At 70.5% G+C, this 16113-nt stretch carries 11 protein-coding genes; 6 read left to right on the top strand and 5 right to left on the bottom strand.

What is annotated here, in order from left to right:
• Positions 1 to 137 precede the first annotated feature (137 nt).
• The 3 genes from AB0B96_RS19140 (at position 138) to mug (ending at position 5235) form a co-directional block, all read left to right on the top strand.
• Entirely contained in the window at positions 138 to 1943 is a 1806-nt protein-coding gene (locus tag AB0B96_RS19140; RefSeq protein WP_362900270.1) for a 3' terminal RNA ribose 2'-O-methyltransferase Hen1, read from the top strand.
• Complete coding sequence (locus tag AB0B96_RS19135; protein ID WP_362900268.1) at positions 1936 to 4434, top strand: polynucleotide kinase-phosphatase; 2499 nt, start codon at positions 1936 to 1938, stop codon at positions 4432 to 4434. The genes AB0B96_RS19140 and AB0B96_RS19135 overlap by 8 nt, the downstream gene beginning before the upstream one ends.
• 306 nt (positions 4435 to 4740) lie before the next feature.
• Entirely contained in the window at positions 4741 to 5235 is a 495-nt protein-coding gene (gene mug / locus AB0B96_RS19130; protein ID WP_362900458.1) for a G/U mismatch-specific DNA glycosylase, read from the top strand.
• Positions 5236 to 5417: 182 nt separating this feature from the next.
• On the opposite strand, the gene AB0B96_RS19125 is transcribed toward mug, so the two are convergent.
• Together AB0B96_RS19125 and AB0B96_RS19120 are read right to left on the bottom strand one after the other, a co-directional pair.
• A complete protein-coding gene (locus AB0B96_RS19125) occupies positions 5418 to 6002 on the bottom strand; it encodes a DUF1707 domain-containing protein (RefSeq protein WP_362900266.1) in 585 nt (194 codons plus the stop codon).
• 7 nt (positions 6003 to 6009) lie between these two features.
• On the bottom strand, positions 6010 to 6792 hold the full coding sequence (locus AB0B96_RS19120; RefSeq protein ID WP_362900264.1) for a PadR family transcriptional regulator: 783 nt from the start codon (positions 6790 to 6792) through the stop codon (positions 6010 to 6012).
• Positions 6793 to 7481: 689 nt separating this feature from the next.
• Between AB0B96_RS19120 and AB0B96_RS19115 the strand changes: the two genes are divergently transcribed.
• Positions 7482 to 8207, top strand: a complete 726-nt coding sequence (locus AB0B96_RS19115; RefSeq protein WP_362900262.1) for a metal-dependent hydrolase — start codon at positions 7482 to 7484, stop codon at positions 8205 to 8207.
• A gap of 189 nt (positions 8208 to 8396) precedes the next feature.
• Positions 8397 to 11192 carry an aconitate hydratase AcnA gene (gene acnA / locus AB0B96_RS19110; RefSeq protein WP_362900260.1) on the top strand — a complete coding sequence of 932 codons (2796 nt, stop codon included), beginning with the start codon at positions 8397 to 8399 and terminating at the stop codon, positions 11190 to 11192.
• 130 nt (positions 11193 to 11322) lie between these two features.
• On the opposite strand, the gene AB0B96_RS19105 is transcribed toward acnA, so the two are convergent.
• Genes AB0B96_RS19105 through AB0B96_RS19095 form a run of 3 tightly spaced genes read right to left on the bottom strand, consistent with a single transcriptional unit; the run spans position 11323 to position 14389 of the window.
• Positions 11323 to 13113, bottom strand: a complete 1791-nt coding sequence (locus tag AB0B96_RS19105; RefSeq protein WP_362900258.1) for an FtsX-like permease family protein — start codon at positions 13111 to 13113, stop codon at positions 11323 to 11325.
• A 5-nt stretch (positions 13114 to 13118) separates the two neighbouring features.
• Positions 13119 to 13859: an ABC transporter ATP-binding protein gene (locus tag AB0B96_RS19100; RefSeq protein ID WP_362900256.1), complete on the bottom strand. Its 741-nt coding sequence runs from the start codon at positions 13857 to 13859 to the stop codon at positions 13119 to 13121.
• On the bottom strand, positions 13856 to 14389 hold the full coding sequence (locus AB0B96_RS19095; RefSeq protein ID WP_362900254.1) for a PadR family transcriptional regulator: 534 nt from the start codon (positions 14387 to 14389) through the stop codon (positions 13856 to 13858). The genes AB0B96_RS19100 and AB0B96_RS19095 overlap by 4 nt, the downstream gene beginning before the upstream one ends.
• A gap of 506 nt (positions 14390 to 14895) precedes the next feature.
• On the opposite strand from AB0B96_RS19095, the gene AB0B96_RS19090 reads away from it, so the two are divergent.
• On the top strand, positions 14896 to 16005 hold the full coding sequence (locus AB0B96_RS19090; protein ID WP_350946675.1) for a substrate-binding domain-containing protein: 1110 nt from the start codon (positions 14896 to 14898) through the stop codon (positions 16003 to 16005).
• Positions 16006 to 16113: the final 108 nt, after the last annotated feature.

Raw genomic sequence — 16113 nt, 5'->3', positions numbered from 1 at the left:
GTCACCGCGTCACCGGCGGACCGGCCGGAGCGGGGCGGGGCACGGCTCACAGGAGATGGGGTGCGCGCCGTTCACGGGCGGGTCGGCCCGCCGTTAACCGATGGCCGTCCAGGAGGGCGTGCGGCACACTGGGCCGGGTGTTACTGACGATCTCCACCACCGTGCGGCCCGCCACGGACCTCGGCTTCCTGCTGCACAAGCATCCCGGCCGGGTCCAGGAGTTCGGGCAGTCGTACGGCGTGGCACGTGTCCTCTACCCCGAGGCGGGCGAGGAGCGTTGCACGGCCGCGCTGATGCTCGACGTCGACCCGATCCGCCTGGTGCGCTCGCGCGACCGCGCCACGCCCGACTACACGCTGGGTCAGTACGTCAACGACCGGCCCTACGCCGCCTCGTCGCTGCTCGCCGTGGCGCTGGCCGACGTGTTCCGCACGGCGCGCACCGGGCGCTGTGCGAGCCGTCCCGAGCTGGCCGCCGGGCCGATCCCACTGGAGATCACCTTGCCCGTGCTGCCGTGCAGGGGCGGTCCCGGGCTCGCGCACCGGTTGTTCGAGCCGCTGGGCTGGCGGGTCGAGGCGACCGCACTCCCGCTCGACGAGGAGTTTCCCGAGTGGGGCGACTCGCGCTACGTGCGGCTGGTGCTGCGCGGTGAGGTCCGCCTGGCCGACGCGCTCAACCAGCTCTACGTGCTGCTTCCCGTGCTCGACGACGCCAAGCACTACTGGGTGGCCCCCGACGAGGTGGACAAGCTGATCAGGGCGGGCGGGTCGTGGCTGGCCTCCCACCCCGACCGGGGTCTGATCACCCGCCGCTACCTCGGCCGCCGCTGGGCCCTCACCCGTACGGCCTTCGCCCGCCTCGCCGAGATCGGCGACGACGTGGAGGAGGACCTCGAACCCCCGGTCGAGGAGGACCCCGCGGCCGAGCTCGCCACAGAGGATCACGCCGGGAAAGACGGGAAAGACGGGGAGGACAGGGAGGACGGGGAGGACGGGGAGGACAGGGAGGACGGGGAGGACAGGGAGGACGGGGAGGACACTGCCGAGGAGAGGGCCGTCGAGGAGGGCTCCGCTGCGGAACGTTCCTCGGGGGAGGACCCCGCCGCGAAGGAGTACGCCGGGCGGAGCGGTCCCGCGCGTGGGGCCTCACAGGAAGGTTCCGCGCCCGCCGACGCCGTCAGGCGCCCGTTGAACACCCTGCGTCTGGAGGCCGTGCTCGCCACCCTGGAAAGGCTGGACGCGGGCACCGTCATCGATCTCGGCTGCGGTTCCGGCCGGCTGGTCGGGGCGCTGCTCGAACGGCCCCGCTTCACCAGGGTGACCGGGGTGGACGTGTCCTCCCGGGCGCTGGCGTTCGCGGCCAGGCGGCTGAAACTCGACCGGATGCCGGAGCGACGGCGAGAGCGGCTGGAACTGTTCCAGGGAGCGCTCACCTACACCGACGCCCGGTTCGCCGGATACGACGCCGCGGTGCTGATGGAGGTCGTCGAGCACGTCGATCCACCGCGCCTGGACGCGCTGGAGCGGGTGGTCTTCGGAGCGGCGCGGCCGGGGCACGTGATCGTCACGACCCCCAACGTCGAGCACAACGTCCGCTACGAGTCCCTGGACGGCATGCGCCACCCCGACCACCGCTTCGAATGGACTCGCGCCGAGTTCCGCGCGTGGGCGGCGAAGGTGTGCGGCGAGTACGGCTACCGCGTCGACTTCCTGCCGATCGGCGACGACGACCCCGAGGTGGGCCCACCCACCCAGATGGCCCTGTTCGGCCTCGCGGGCGCGTCGGGCGGTTCCGGAGGCACCGAAGGTTCCGCGGGCACGGACGGGTTCGTGAGCGTCGGAGGCGCTGCGGGCCATACGAGCGTGAGAGGTCCCGTGAGCGCGGACACGGATGGGCGCGCGGGCACGGGAGACGCGGGAGACGCGGGAGGTGGAGATGACTGAGATCGCCGTACCGGAGATGTCGCTGGTCGTGCTCGTGGGGGTGTCCGGCAGCGGCAAGTCGACCTTCGCCGCCAGGCACTTCGCGCCGACCCAGGTGATCTCCTCCGACTTCTGCCGGGGCCTGGTCGCCGACGACGAGAACGACCAGGCCGCCACCCCCGACGCCTTCGACGTGCTCCACTACATCGTCGGCACCCGGCTGCGGCGCGGGCTGCTCACGGTCGTGGACGCCACGAACGTCCAGTGGGAGGCGCGCAAGCAGCTGGTCGAGCTCGCGAAGTCGCACAACGTGCTGGTCGACGCGATCGTCCTGGACGTGCCGGAGGATCTGGCGGTCGCGCGCAACGAGACCAGGCCCGACAGGGACTTCGGGGCGCGCGTGGTCGTCAGGCAGCGCAAGGAGCTGCGCCGGTCCATGAGCAGGATCTCGCGCGACGGCTTCCGCCGGGTCCACGTGCTGCGCGGGGCCGAGGAGATCGAGGCCGCCACGGTCGTCACCGAGAAGGCGTGGACCGACAGGCGTGAGCTGACCGGCCCGTTCGACATCATCGGCGACGTGCACGGCTGCCGCGCCGAATTGGAGGCGCTGCTGCGCGACCTCGGCTGGAAGATCGAGCCCGGCGGCGCGGGGGCCGTGCACCCCGAGGGCAGGACGGCGGTGTTCGTCGGCGACCTGGTGGACCGGGGGCCCGACTCGCCGGGCGTGCTCCGGCTGGTCATGGGCATGGTCGCGGCCGGGACCGCGCTGTGCGTGTCGGGCAACCACGAGCAGAAGCTGGCCCGCGCGCTCAACGGCCGCAAGGTCAGGGTGGCCCACGGCCTTCAGGAGTCGCTGGACCAGCTGGCCGCCGAGCCGGAGGAGTTCAGGCGCGAGGCGCTCGCCTTCATGGACGGGCTGATCAGCCACTACCAGCTCGACGGGGGCAGGCTCGTCGTCGCCCACGCCGGGCTCAAGGAGGCCTACCACGGCCGAGCCTCGGGCAGGGTCCGCTCCTTCGCGCTGTACGGCGACACCACCGGTGAGACCGACGAGTACGGCCTGCCGGTGCGCTACCCCTGGGCACGCGAGTACCGGGGCCTGGCCATGGTCGTCTACGGTCACACGCCGGTTCCCGAGCCCGAGTGGATCAACAACACGCTCTGCCTGGACACCGGGGTGGTCTTCGGCGGGAGGCTGACCGCGCTGCGCTACCCGGAGCGGGAGATCGTCTCGGTACCCGCCGAGCGCGTCTGGTACGAGCCGGTCAAACCGCTCACCGCCCCCGGCCACCGCGACCCCGGCCTGCTCTCCGTCGACGACGTGCGGGGCACCCACCACATCGAGGTGCGCCACGGCGGTGGCCGGGTCAAGATCCGGGAGGAGAACTCGGCCGCGGCCCTGGAGATCATGAGCCGGTTCGCGGTCGATCCGCGCTGGCTGGTCTACCTGCCGCCGACGATGGCGCCCCCGGAGACCTCCCGCCTGGACGGCTACCTGGAGCACCCGGCCGAGGCGTTCGCCGAGTTCGCCGCGGCCGGGGTGACCCGGGTGGTGTGCGAGGAGAAGCACATGGGCTCGCGGGCGGTGGCCGTGCTGGCCGCCGACCCCGAGGTGGCGGCGGCGCGGTTCGGGATCACCGACGGCACCGCCGGAACGGTCTACACCCGTACGGGAAGGCCGTTCTTCGCCGACACCACCGAACTGGTCGACAGGCTCAGGCGGGTGTGCGCGCCGCTGATGGAGGAGCTGGGGTCGAACTGGCTCGCCCTCGACTGCGAGCTGCTGCCCTGGTCGGCCAAGGCCGAAGGGCTGATCCGCGGCCAGTACGCGTCGGTGGGTGCCGCGGCCCGTGCGGTGCTGCCCGAGGCGGTCACCGTGCTGGAAGCGGCGGCCGGGCGCGGTTTGGATGTGGGCGATCTGTTGGACCGCACCCGACGCCGTTCCAGCAACGCTGCCCGTTTCAGGCAGGCATATGCGCGTTACTGCTGGCCTGTCTCCGGGGTGGAGGACCTTCGCCTGGCACCGTTCCAGATCCTCGCCTGCGAGGGCCGGGCGACCGCGGTCCAGGAGCCGCACTCCTGGCACCTGGACCTGCTGTCCCGGCTCGACGACCCGCTGATCGCGCCCACCAGGCACGTGTTCGTGGATCTGACCTCGCCGGAGTCGATGGAGGCGGCCACGGCGTGGTGGTCGGCGCTGACCGCCGAGGGCGGCGAGGGGATGGTCGTCAAGCCGGTGGACCTACCGGACGGGCGCAGCCGGGTGCAACCCGGGATCAAGGTGCGCGGGCGGGAGTACCTGCGGATCATCTACGGTCCCGACTACACCGAGAGCCTGGACGTCCTGCGCCGCCGCTTCCTGGGCCGCAAGCGCTCGCTCGCCCTGCGCGAGCACGCGCTGGGGCTTGAGGCGCTCTCCCGGCTGGTCGAGGGGGAGCCGCTGTGGAGGGTGCACGAGGCGGTCTTCGCCGTCCTGGCGCTGGAGTCCGAACCGGTCGACCCTCGTCTTTGATCTCCCTGTCCGGGGTGAAGGCCGAGGTTCTCCCGTCACGGGTGAGCGGGGCGGGGGTGACGCTTCACGGACCGGGTACCCCCGAGGTCTCCCCGCCCCTGCCCCCCGCGTTCCGGTAGCCCTCCTCCTCCGGAGAAGGACGAAGCGCTCGGCTTTTCCGCCGGGGCGGGGGAGGAGATGGGTTAGGTTCGCATCGTGCCGTCCAGGAAACAGCGGAGTGCCCCGCCCGCGAGACGCCCGCCCTCCGAAGGGCGGGCCGTCGCGCGGCCGAGCCGTGCCGAGCTTGAGGCGGCGGGGGAGGCGACGATCGAGGACGTCCTCGGGCCTTCGCTGGAGGTGCTGTTCTGCGGGATCAATCCCGGCCTGTACTCCGCCGCCACCGGCCACCACTTCGCCCGGCCGGGCAATCGTTTCTGGCCCGCGCTGTACCGCTCGGGCTTCACCCCCAGGCTGCTGTCCCCGGCCGAGCAGGACCTGCTTCCCTCCTACGGGCTGGGCATCACCAACGTGGTGCGGCGGTCCTCCGCGCGGGCGGCGGAGCTGTCCGCCGAGGAGTTTCGCGCGGGCGGGGAGCGGCTGGCGAGGCTGGTCGCCGAGGTCCGGCCGAAGGTGCTGGCGGTGGCGGGGGTGACCGCCTACCGGCAGGCGTTCGGCGTTCCCAAGGCGGTGATCGGGCCGCAGGAGTCCGGGATCGGCGGCGCGGCGGTGTGGGTGCTGCCCAACCCGAGCGGTCTGAACGCGCACTGGACGCTGGACGGGATCGCGCAGGAGATGCGGCGGCTGCGGGAGTCTCTCACCTGACGGGCCGGGGCCCCTCGTACCGGTCGTTACGAGTCGAGACGTTTGGCCGGCTGCGCGGCGGCTTCTTCCTGTCGGGCTGTCGGGGCCCCTCGTACCGACCGGTACGAGGGGCCCCGAGGAACGGCGGGCCGCCCGCTCGCCCGGAGCCGATCGGGGCAAGGGCGGAAGCGCCCGGGAGGAGATCAGAACGAGGCAGGGGGGCCGATCCGGTCGTGGCGCCTCCCGGAGCGTCCCCGTCCGCGGCGGAGCATTCCCAGCACGGCGATCACCAGCCAGGCGAGGAAGACGAACTTGAGCACCCCGAATCCACCGATCAGCACCCCGGCCACCAGCACCAGGAACATGAGGGGGAAGAGCGGAGGCCCGCCACGGTGGCCCAGGTGGTGGCCCATGCGGTGGTGGCTCCAGCCGGGGTGGTGACGGCGGCCCCCGTGCCGGGGAGGGCCCCAGGAGTGGGCATGCCCGCGGCGCCCGTCCGGCCCCCACGGCCCTCCGCCCGGCCCCCAGGGCGATCCGGGGCCCCAGGGGGCTCCCGCGCCCCAGGGACCCCGGGAGTCTTCGGGCTCCTCCTGCCGCCAGGCGTGCGGGCCGGGAAGGTCCGCGCTCACCCGGGCCAGCTCGCCGCCGGTCCGCGCGGCCAGGGTCAGTTCGAGGCGTTCGTCGAGCTCATCACGGGTCAGGCGGCCCTGCGCGTAGTGCTCGCGCAGGGCCTCCATCGCCACGTCGCGCTCGGCGTCTCCGATGCGGAGGTCGTCTCGGGGGATCATGGTCAGGTCACTCCTCGCCGGTGTCGCCGTCGGCCAAGATCTGGTAGAGCTTGCGGCGCGTCTCGATCAGGGTCTGCTTCGCCTGCCGGATCTGCGCGTCACTGCCGGTCTGCAGGATCTGGAGCATGGCGAACCCCGACTGGCGGGTGATGTCCATCAGCTCCCAGGTGCTGTCGTCGACCTCGGGCGTCATCTCCTCCCACGGGGCGCGCACCTCCTCGGAGTGCTCGGCCACGTAGGCGCGTCCGGCGTCGGTGAGGCTGAAGGTCTTGCGGCCCTCGTTCTCCTCGGCCAGGACCAGGCCCTCGTCGGTGAGCTGCTGCAGGGCCGGGTAGACCGCTCCGGGGCTCGGCTTCCAGCCGCCCTCGCTGCGCCGTTCGATCTCCTGGATGATCTGGTAGCCGTTGCGGGGGGACTCGGTGAGCAGGGCGAGGATCGCGGCGCGGACGTCGCCGCGCTTCGCCTTGCGTCCGCGTCCGAACGGCGGCCCGCCGCCGAAGGGCCCCCCGCCGAACGGGCCTCTGCCCCCCCTGCCACCCCGGCCGAGGTCCCAGGGGAACCCGGGGCCGAAGGGGAAGGGGCCGCCGCGGTGGCCGCGGTGCCGGTGCTCGCGCGGCCCGCCCTCGTGGTGTCCGTGGTGTGGCGTGCGGGGGCCGTGCTCCGGGCCGCCCTCGTGCCATCCGGCGGCCATCTGCCGCCATGCCTCCCTGGCCGCGCGCTTCATCTCGCGCCTGACCTCGTGGGATCCGAATCCGGCCCAGGGGCCGCCCATCGCGCTCGACGATGTCATGTCGTACCTCCGTACCGCGATCGTCTTTTGATCGCTCTCGATGCTTCAAAGATATATCGCGAACATTCTGACGACAACCCCATGTCGCGAAATAGGGGATTTGTCCGATGATTACACAGAGTAATTTTTGATTACCCTAAGTAGAAGTGAGGCAGATCACGTAATTCTTGCCGGATTCTGGAACAAGTCCTGAGACCTGCACGTTACAAAGGACGTAGACGGGATCCGTTCCGTACCGGAAGGGCTGGGGGGTGCTTTCGGTACGGAACGGTCCCGTCTGTCGTTTTCGCATGTCCGTACTTGATCGCGACCCTCCCGGGTGCGTGTTCCGCCCTCCGGTGAAGACTCCCCGGAGGGCTTCTCGCGTGAGACCCGCCTCATGGGAACGACCACTCCGCCGCGAGGCTTTCCGATTGCCGTTCCAGGCACTGTTCGCCCGTTCCATCCGTTCCCCATTCGTAGGAAGATGCGAATGGCGGTCATCTTTCGTGGAGGGGCGGAGAGATCGAAACGGGCCATCGTCGCCTTCGGGCGACCCTGGAGTCGACGGAAAACGATCAGTGTTCGCGTGCCGGGGCCGTTCCGCCCCTGCGACACGCCGATGGTGTGCAATGGCACGGTCCTCCATCTGGGGGAGGCTTTGACGTACAGTCTCCCAGGGTGATCTTGATGGGGGTGTTTGACCGATGATGGGGCATACGCATGCGCTGACGGGTGCGATCGCCTGGCTGGGTGTGGCGCCCGCGCTGGCCGCGCTGCCCTTGCTGACCGAGACGTCCAGGTTCATCGAGACCGGCGTCATGGTGAACGCGCTCAATCCGGCCGAGTTCGTCGCCGGAGCCATCGTCTGCGCCGGTGCCGCGATGCTGCCGGACCTCGACCATCCGAGCGCGACGATCGCGCAGACGTTCGGGCCGGTCACCTGGGGGCTGAGCAAGGCGGTCTCGTGGCTCGCCGGTGGCCATCGCAACGCCACCCACTCGCTGGTCTTCGCGATCGCCGCGGGTTTCGGTGCCCACTACCTGGCCAACACCTATCCGATCGGCCGCGACATCCTGGTGGTGCTGCTCATCGGCCTCGCGCTGCGGGCGATCGGCATCGGCATCCCGGGCAAGAAGTTCGCCTCGGCGATGCTCAACATCGGTATGACGGCCGGGCTGTTCGTGGTGTTCCGCAGCGACAACGTGGGATACGCCTGGCTGGGGCTGGCGGTCGCGATCGGATGTCTCACCCACGTCGTGGGTGACTGCTGTACGGAGAAGGGATGTCCGGTCCTCTGGCCGATGCGGCAGAAGTGGCTGCTGCCATGGAAGATCGGCATCAAGACGGGGCGCGCCTTCGAGCAGAAGTTTCTCGCCCCGGTGCTTTCCGTCGTCGTTCTCGGGCTGCTGTACCTCCGGCTCGCTCCGCAGTGATCATACTGGGGGTAATTTGATGTCGAGATACCCGGAGGGATATCTTGATATCGAGACATTTGTCGCGGCCTGTCGGTGACCTGGAAGTTAGGCAGACCTAACAGTTCGGGGCACTCGGGCGGTGCGGCAGGATTCAAGCGCGCCCTATGTGCCGGCGCGGCAGACATCAGGTGATGAGGGAGGCGAACCGTGTCCGCGAACAGCTTTGGCAGCCGTGACACGCTCCGCGTCGGTGACGCGGAATACGAGATCTACCGGCTGGACGCCGTGGAGGGCTCGGGGCGTCTCCCGTACAGCCTGAAGATCCTTCTGGAGAACCTTCTCCGCACGGAGGACGGCGCGAACATCACCGCCGACCACATCCGCGCGATCGGCCAGTGGGACCCGAAGGCGAACCCGAACGTGGAGATCCAGTTCACGCCGGCCCGCGTGATCATGCAGGACTTCACCGGCGTCCCGTGCGTCGTCGACCTGGCCACCATGCGCGAGGCCGTCCGCGACCTGGGCGGCGACCCGGCCAGGATCAACCCGCTCGCCCCGGCCGAGATGGTCATCGACCACTCGGTCATCGTCGACTTCTTCGGCGGGGCCGACTCCTTCCAGCGCAACGTCGAACGGGAGTACGAGCGCAACCGCGAGCGCTACCAGTTCCTGCGCTGGGGCCAGACCGCCTTCGACGAGTTCAAGGTCGTCCCGCCGGGCACCGGCATCGTGCACCAGGTCAACATCGAGCACCTCGCCCGGGTCGTGATGACGCGAAGCGTCGAGATCGACGGCGAGACCGTGCTGGCCGCGTACCCCGACACCTGCGTCGGCACCGACTCCCACACCACGATGGAGAACGGCATCGGCGTCCTGGGCTGGGGCGTGGGCGGCATCGAGGCCGAGGCCGCGATGCTCGGCCAGCCGATCTCCATGCTCATCCCGCGCGTGGTCGGTTTCAAGCTGACCGGCAGGCTCCCCGCCGGAGCCACCGCCACTGACCTGGTCCTCACGATCACCGAGATGCTCCGCAAGCACGGTGTCGTCGGCAAGTTCGTGGAGTTCTACGGTGACGGAGTCTCCAGCGTGCCGCTGGCCAACCGGGCCACGATCGGCAACATGAGCCCCGAGTTCGGCTCGACCTGCGCGATCTTCCCGATCGACGGTCAGACGACCGAGTACCTCACGCTGACCGGCCGCTCCGCCGAGCAGGTCGCCCTCGTCGAGGCCTACGCCAAGGCCCAGGGCATGTGGCTCGACCCCGAGGCCGCCGAGCCGGTCTTCTCCGAGTACATCGAGCTCGACCTGTCCACGGTCGTCCCGTCGATCGCCGGCCCCAAGCGTCCCCAGGACCGCATCGCGCTGTCGGACGCCAAGAGCGCCTGGCGCGCGGCCGTCAAGGACTACGTCTCGAGCGTCCAGGGCCCGCTCGACGAGGCGACCGGCGAGTCGTTCCCCGCCTCCGACCCCCCGGCCGTCTCCCGCCAGGACAACGGCGACAAGCCGAACCCGGCCGGCCACGACGGCGACCGGCCGCACAAGGTGGTGCGGGTCACCCTCGCCGACGGCACCGACTTCGAGATCGACCACGGCGTGGTGACGATCGCCGCGATCACCAGCTGCACCAACACCTCCAACCCGTACGTCATGATGGGCGCCGCGCTGCTCGCCAGGAACGCGGTCGAGAAGGGCCTGACCCGCAAGCCGTGGGTCAAGACCTCCCTCGCCCCCGGCTCGCAGGTCGTCACCGGCTACTTCGAGCGCTCCGGCCTGCAGCCGTACCTCGACAAGATCGGTTTCAACCTGGTCGGCTACGGCTGCACCACCTGCATCGGCAACTCGGGCCCGCTGCAGGAGGAGATCTCCGCCGCGATCCAGGACAACGACCTCGCGGTCACCGCCGTGCTGTCGGGCAACCGCAACTTCGAGGGCCGGATCAACCCCGACGTCAAGATGAACTACCTGGCCTCGCCGCCGCTGGTCGTCGCCTACGCCCTCGCGGGCACCATGGATCTCGACCTGAACAACGAGCCGCTGGGTGTGGGCTCGGACGGTGAGCCGGTGTTCCTCGCCGACATCTGGCCCGCGCCCGAGGAGATCGCGGCGGTCGTCGCCTCCTCGATCGACCAGGAGATGTTCCTGCACGACTACGCCGACGTGTTCAAGGGCGACGAGACCTGGCGCTCGCTGCCGATCCCGACCGGCAACACCTTCGAGTGGGACCCGGACTCGACCTACGTCCGCAAGGCCCCCTACTTCGAGGGCATGCCTCCCAAGCCGGAGCCGGTGACCGACATCTCCGCCGCCCGGGTGCTCGCGAAGCTGGGCGACTCGGTCACCACCGACCACATCTCCCCGGCGGGCGCGATCAAGGTCGGCACCCCCGCCGCCGACTACCTGAAGGAACACGGCGTCGAGGTCAAGGACTTCAACTCCTACGGCTCGCGCCGCGGCAACCACGAGGTCATGATCCGCGGCACCTTCGCGAACATCCGGCTGAAGAACCTGCTGCTCGACGGCGTGGAGGGCGGCTACACCCGCGACTTCACCGCCCCGGGTGGTCCGCAGTCCTTCATCTACGACGCCTCGGCCAACTACCAGGCCGCGGGCATCCCGCTCGTCGTCCTCGCGGGCAAGGAGTACGGCTCGGGCTCCTCGCGCGACTGGGCGGCGAAGGGCACCGCCCTGCTCGGCGTTCGCGCCGTCATCGCGGAGTCCTACGAGCGCATCCACCGCTCCAACCTGATCGGCATGGGCGTGCTGCCGCTGCAGTTCCCCGAAGGGGAGACGGCGAGCTCGCTGGGCCTGACCGGTGAGGAGACCTTCGACGTCATCGGCGTCGAGGCACTCAACGAGGGTGGCGTCCCGCAGACCGTGACGGTGCGGGCCGACGACAAGGAGTTCCAGGCGATCGTGCGCATCGACACCCCCGGAGAGGCCGACTACTACCGGCACGGGGGCATCATGCAGTACGTCCTGCGCTCCCTGCTCGCCAAGAGCTGAGCAGGGGGGGCGGGGCCGCACGCCGGCCTCGCCCACTCGGGGGCACACCCCGGACGAGAACCGCTCGGCGGGACACCATCCCGCCGGGCGGTTCCGTGCTTTCAGAGCTTCCACCGCTGAGCGGGGCCGGTCACGCCGTTTCCGCGCTGAGCGCCCGCGCCACGGGACGGCGGGCAGCCAGGCGTGCGGGCAGGGCGGTGAGTGCCGCCGTCGCCAGGAGAGTCGCGAGTGTGGCACCGAGCAGCCAGGAGAAGGGGGGGTCCACCGCGTTCCCGGCGGCGAAGAGCGAGAGCAGGCCGATGCCCGCGGGGACGCCGACGACGGCACCGCCCAGCGCGGGCAGGAGCTGGGCGGTGGACAACCCCGAGGCGACCTGGCCGGGGGTGGCGCCGAGCGCACGTGCGACGGCCATGTTCGCCCGGGCCTCCATGGCGGTGGTCCAGGTGAACGTGACGGTGTTCACGACGGTGAGGGCGATCACCAGGATGGTGACGGCGAGCATCAGCCGGCGGTCGTGCTCGCCGCGCAGGTTGGGCAGGATGGAGGAGCCGTCCAGACCGTAGCCTCTCTCCGGCTGGGCGTAGAGGGTCAGCAGGGCCACGATCGCGATCACCGCGGTGGCGGTGGAGCACGCCTGCAGCACGGCGCGGCCCGGCCGGCGGGCGGTCAGCCGCAGCCCGAGCAGCAGCGGCGTGGGCAGCAGCGCGGACAGCGCGGTGAGCCAGGGGCGGTGACGGGGTTGGTGCGCGGTGGCGGACAGCGCCATGACGGTCGCCGTGCGACTGGCCCGCAGCGTGGGACGCAGCGTGGACAACACCGCCACCGCCACGGCGAGGACGGTCGTCGCTGCGACGGTGGCGCCGCCGGGCCCGGCCACGTCGCCGATCCGGCCGGCGGTGGGGCCGGCGACGGCGGGCACGGCCAGGCGGGCGATCACCAGCCCCAGCGCGTCGCCGGCCAGCGCCAGTGCCAGATACTCGGTGAACAGGACGGTGGCGATCAGAGCCGGGGCGGCGCCCACAGCCTTGAGCAGCCCGGCCCGGCGCGTCTGCTCGACGGCGCGTCCCGCGGCCAGCGCCGCCACTCCGGTGACGGCCAGGAAACCGAGTAACCAGCTGCCGACGACCAGGATCGGCCGGCTGTTCCTGAGGACGACCATGTCGTGCTCGGCCGTGAACTGCCAGGAGTGGATGTTCACCCCGAGGGCGGCGACACGGGAGGCCTCCAGGAATGCCTCGGTGGCGGCCGGGTCGCGCAGCTTGAGGTCCAGGGCCGTGGTCACCGGGAGATCCTGGGACGACGCCAGGGCCCGGGCATCCGACCGGGTCATCCAGGCCAGGCCGCTGTGGTCGCTGGGACCACCGTACGGGCCGATCTGCGCAGCCCCGGGGTATATGGAGGTGGCCGCGGTGACAGCGATCCCGACGACGGGGTACGACCGGCCGGCGATGACGACGCGGTCGCCGACGCCGACGTCCAGCGCGGTGGCGAAGCCGCGTTCGAGGACCGCGCCGCCGGAGCGCACCCACTGCCCCGAGGTCACCAGCGGCCGGTTGAGCGTGCCGGGCCTCTCGGCGAAGCCGTGCACCACGACGGGGGACGAGGTGGAGGAGCGCGCGGTGAGAGTGGCGTAGACGATGCGGTAGGGGCCGTGGTGGGCGACCACTTCGGGATCGTTCTTCAGCGAGGTCAGGGCCGAGGTCACTGCGGGGCCCGTGTCACCGGAGAGCGCCACCACGTCCGGCCCTGCGGTGGCCGCCCGGGTCTGTTCGTACAGCGTGTCGCTCGCGCCGCGCAGGGACAGGCCCAGGGCCATCGTGGCGGTGGCCACGGTGACCGCGAGCAGGAGCATCAAGGCCTGGACCTTGTGCCGGCGCACGTCGGCCGGCACCAGGCGCGCGACGAGCATGATGTGGCCCATGACGCTCAGCCTTCCAGCCCGATCAGTCCGCCGAGCCCGCGCGGGTGGGAGCCGGCCAGCCGGGTGTCGTCGACGAACATCCCGTCGCGCATCGAGATCAGCCGGTCCGCGGTGGCCGCGACCCGTTCGTCGTGCGTGACGACCACGAGGGTCTGCCCCCCGGCACGCAGATCTTCGAAGATCCTCAGCACATCGAGGGTCGCCGCGGTGTCGAGGTTGCCGGTCGGCTCGTCGGCCAGGACGACCAGCGGGTCGTTGACCAGCGCACGGGCGACGGCGATCCGCTGGCGCTGACCGCCGGACAGTCGTGAGGGCAGGTGGCGGGCGCGGTCGGCGAGCCCGACCCGTTCCAGCAGCAGGCTCGCGCGCCGTCTGGCCTGGCGGCGCGAGTGCCCGGCCAGCAGCGCGGGCAGCTCCACGTTCTCGGCCGCCGACAGTTCCTCCACCAGGTGGAAGGCCTGGAAGACGAACCCCACCGACCGGCGCCTCATGCGTGCCAGAGTTCGTTCGCTCAGCGTGTCGATGCGCCGCCCGGCCACCCACACCTCTCCATCGGTAGGCCGCTCCAGGCCACCCAGCAGGTGCAGCAGGGTCGACTTCCCGCAGCCGCTGGGCCCCATGACGGCCAGTGTCTGTCCCTGCGGCACCTCCAGGTCGACATCGTCCACCGCGCGGACCCGGCTCTGCCCCCGACCATGCGTCTTCACCAGGGCGCAGGTCCGGACCGCGGCACTTGACACGTTCATCCACCCTCGATCTCGTCATCGGCCCTGGACCAGGCCCGTTCACAGGCATCCAGCCAGCGCAGGTCCGCCTGCAACCGCAGTACGACCCCTTCCAGCAGCAGGCCGGCGCCCGACCCCGCAGGCTGGGCCAGCGCCGCCTGCTGCGCCTCACGCAAGCGGCGCAGCAGCTCACGGCGCTGCGCCGCCACCAGTTCCACCGGGTCGGCCAGCCGGGCAGCGGCGGCGGCGGCGAGCTTGAGATGAAACTCCGCCAGGTCTGGTTTCGGCCAGCCCACCTCGGCCAGCCAGGCGGCCACCCGTTGCTGCCCGTCCGGCGTCAACGCGTAGACCTTGCGCTCCGGCCGCTCGGGCAGGCCGTCCGTCCGCTCGCAGACAACGAGCCCTGCTCGCTCCAACCGGGCCAGCGTCACATAGATCTGGCCACGGTTCATCGACTCGCCCAGCGGGCCAAGACTGCGCCGCAGTCGAGCGTGCAAGTGATATCCGTGCGACGGCTCCTTGGCGAGCATCGCCAGCACTGCGTCCTGCATGTCACCCCTAACGGTTGGCTAATAGATAGCGGTTATCCATGCGGGGTGTCAAAACGGGTACCCGGCGATCTTCTGGACCGGCTCGCCGTCGGCTTCGGCCGAGAAATGAAGGGAAAGGCCGATCGGACCAACGGGCGATCCTCGGCGATCACGGACGAACAGGTGCACTCGCGGCTGTCACGCGTGAACCGTGGGGGCGTCCTCCGTCGCGGGCCACGGCGCGACCCGGTGCCGGTTTGACGGCGACGATCGTGGTCAGGGGACATCTGGCCTGGCGGGTCGCACACGGTCCCGAGACGGTTAAGGGTGCGTTTCTGGATTGTTACCGGCCACAACAAACTTTACCTCTGGAGGGTCTGGCGCTCCAGGCCAACGGCGGAATACGTTGCCGCAAACAACATTCAACGGAATGGTGAGCCGAGACCCGGCACAGCCGTACCCGCGAATTCGGCATGCCGCCCGTCCGTACCCCCCGTCTTTCTAAGAGAAGAAAGGACCCGTGCACCATGCGCAAGGGGATCCTCAGCCTTACCGCCGCCGCCGCGGCGATGACCCTCGGCCTCACCGCTTGCGGGAGCGACAGCCCCGACACCAGCGCCGCCCCTGCGGAGAGCACGGCACCCGCCGCCGAGGGGAAGGTCGGCGTCATCCTTCCTGACAGCAAGTCCTCGGCCCGCTGGGAGACCGCGGACCGCAAGTACCTGGAGGAGGCCTTCAAGGCCGCGGGTGTCGCCTACGACATCCAGAACGCCCAGGGCGACAAGACCCAGTTCCAGACCATCGCCGACCAGATGATCACCAACGGGGCCACGGTCCTGATGATCGTCAACCTTGACAGCGGCACCGGCAAGGCCGTGCTCGACAAGGCCAAGGCGCAGGGCGTGGCCACCATCGACTACGACCGCCTCACCCTCAACGGCGGCGCCCAGTACTACGTCAGCTTCGACAACACCAAGGTCGGCACCCTGCAGGGTGAGGGTCTGGTGAAGTGCCTGACCGACAAGAAGGCCGAGAAGCCGATCGTCGCCGAGCTCAACGGCTCGCCGACCGACAACAACGCCACGCTGTTCAAGAACGGCTACGACGGCGTGCTCAAGCCCAAGTACGACTCGGGCGACTACGTCAAGGGCCCCGACCAGTCGGTCCCCGACTGGGACAACGCCCAGGCGGGCACGATCTTCGAGCAGATGCTCACCGAGCAGCCGAAGATCGCCGGCGTCCTCGCCGCCAACGACGGTCTCGGCAACGCCGCCATCTCGGTACTCAAGAAGAACAACCTGAACGGCAAGGTCCCGGTCACCGGCCAGGACGCCACCGTGCAGGGCCTGCAGAACATCCTCGCCGGTGACCAGTGCATGACGGTCTACAAGGCGATCAAGAAGGAGGCCGACGCGGCGGCCGAGCTCGCCATCGGCCTGGCCAAGGGTGAGAAGCCCGCGGCGACCGGCTCGGTCAAGGACACCGAGAGCGGCGCCGACGTGCCCGCCGTCCTCCTCGACCCGCAGCCGATCTTCTTCGACAGTGTCAAGGACGTCGTCGCCGACGGCTTCGTGACCAAGGACGAGCTGTGCACCGGCGACTTCGCCGCCAAGTGCACCGAGGCCGGAATCCAGTAGGGCATGGAGGGTGCGGCCGGTCGTTCTCCGGCCGGCCGCACCTTCGCGCTCGACCGCGGCATCCCCCACCCTGTGACACCGAGAAGACACCGAAAAGACGCGGCAGGC

The organism is Streptosporangium sp. NPDC049046 (genome assembly GCF_040649155.1).
Classification (GTDB): domain Bacteria; phylum Actinomycetota; class Actinomycetes; order Streptosporangiales; family Streptosporangiaceae; genus Streptosporangium.
Note: the sequence above shows the minus strand (reverse complement) of the source record. Positions and strands in the feature narration are given on the sequence as shown.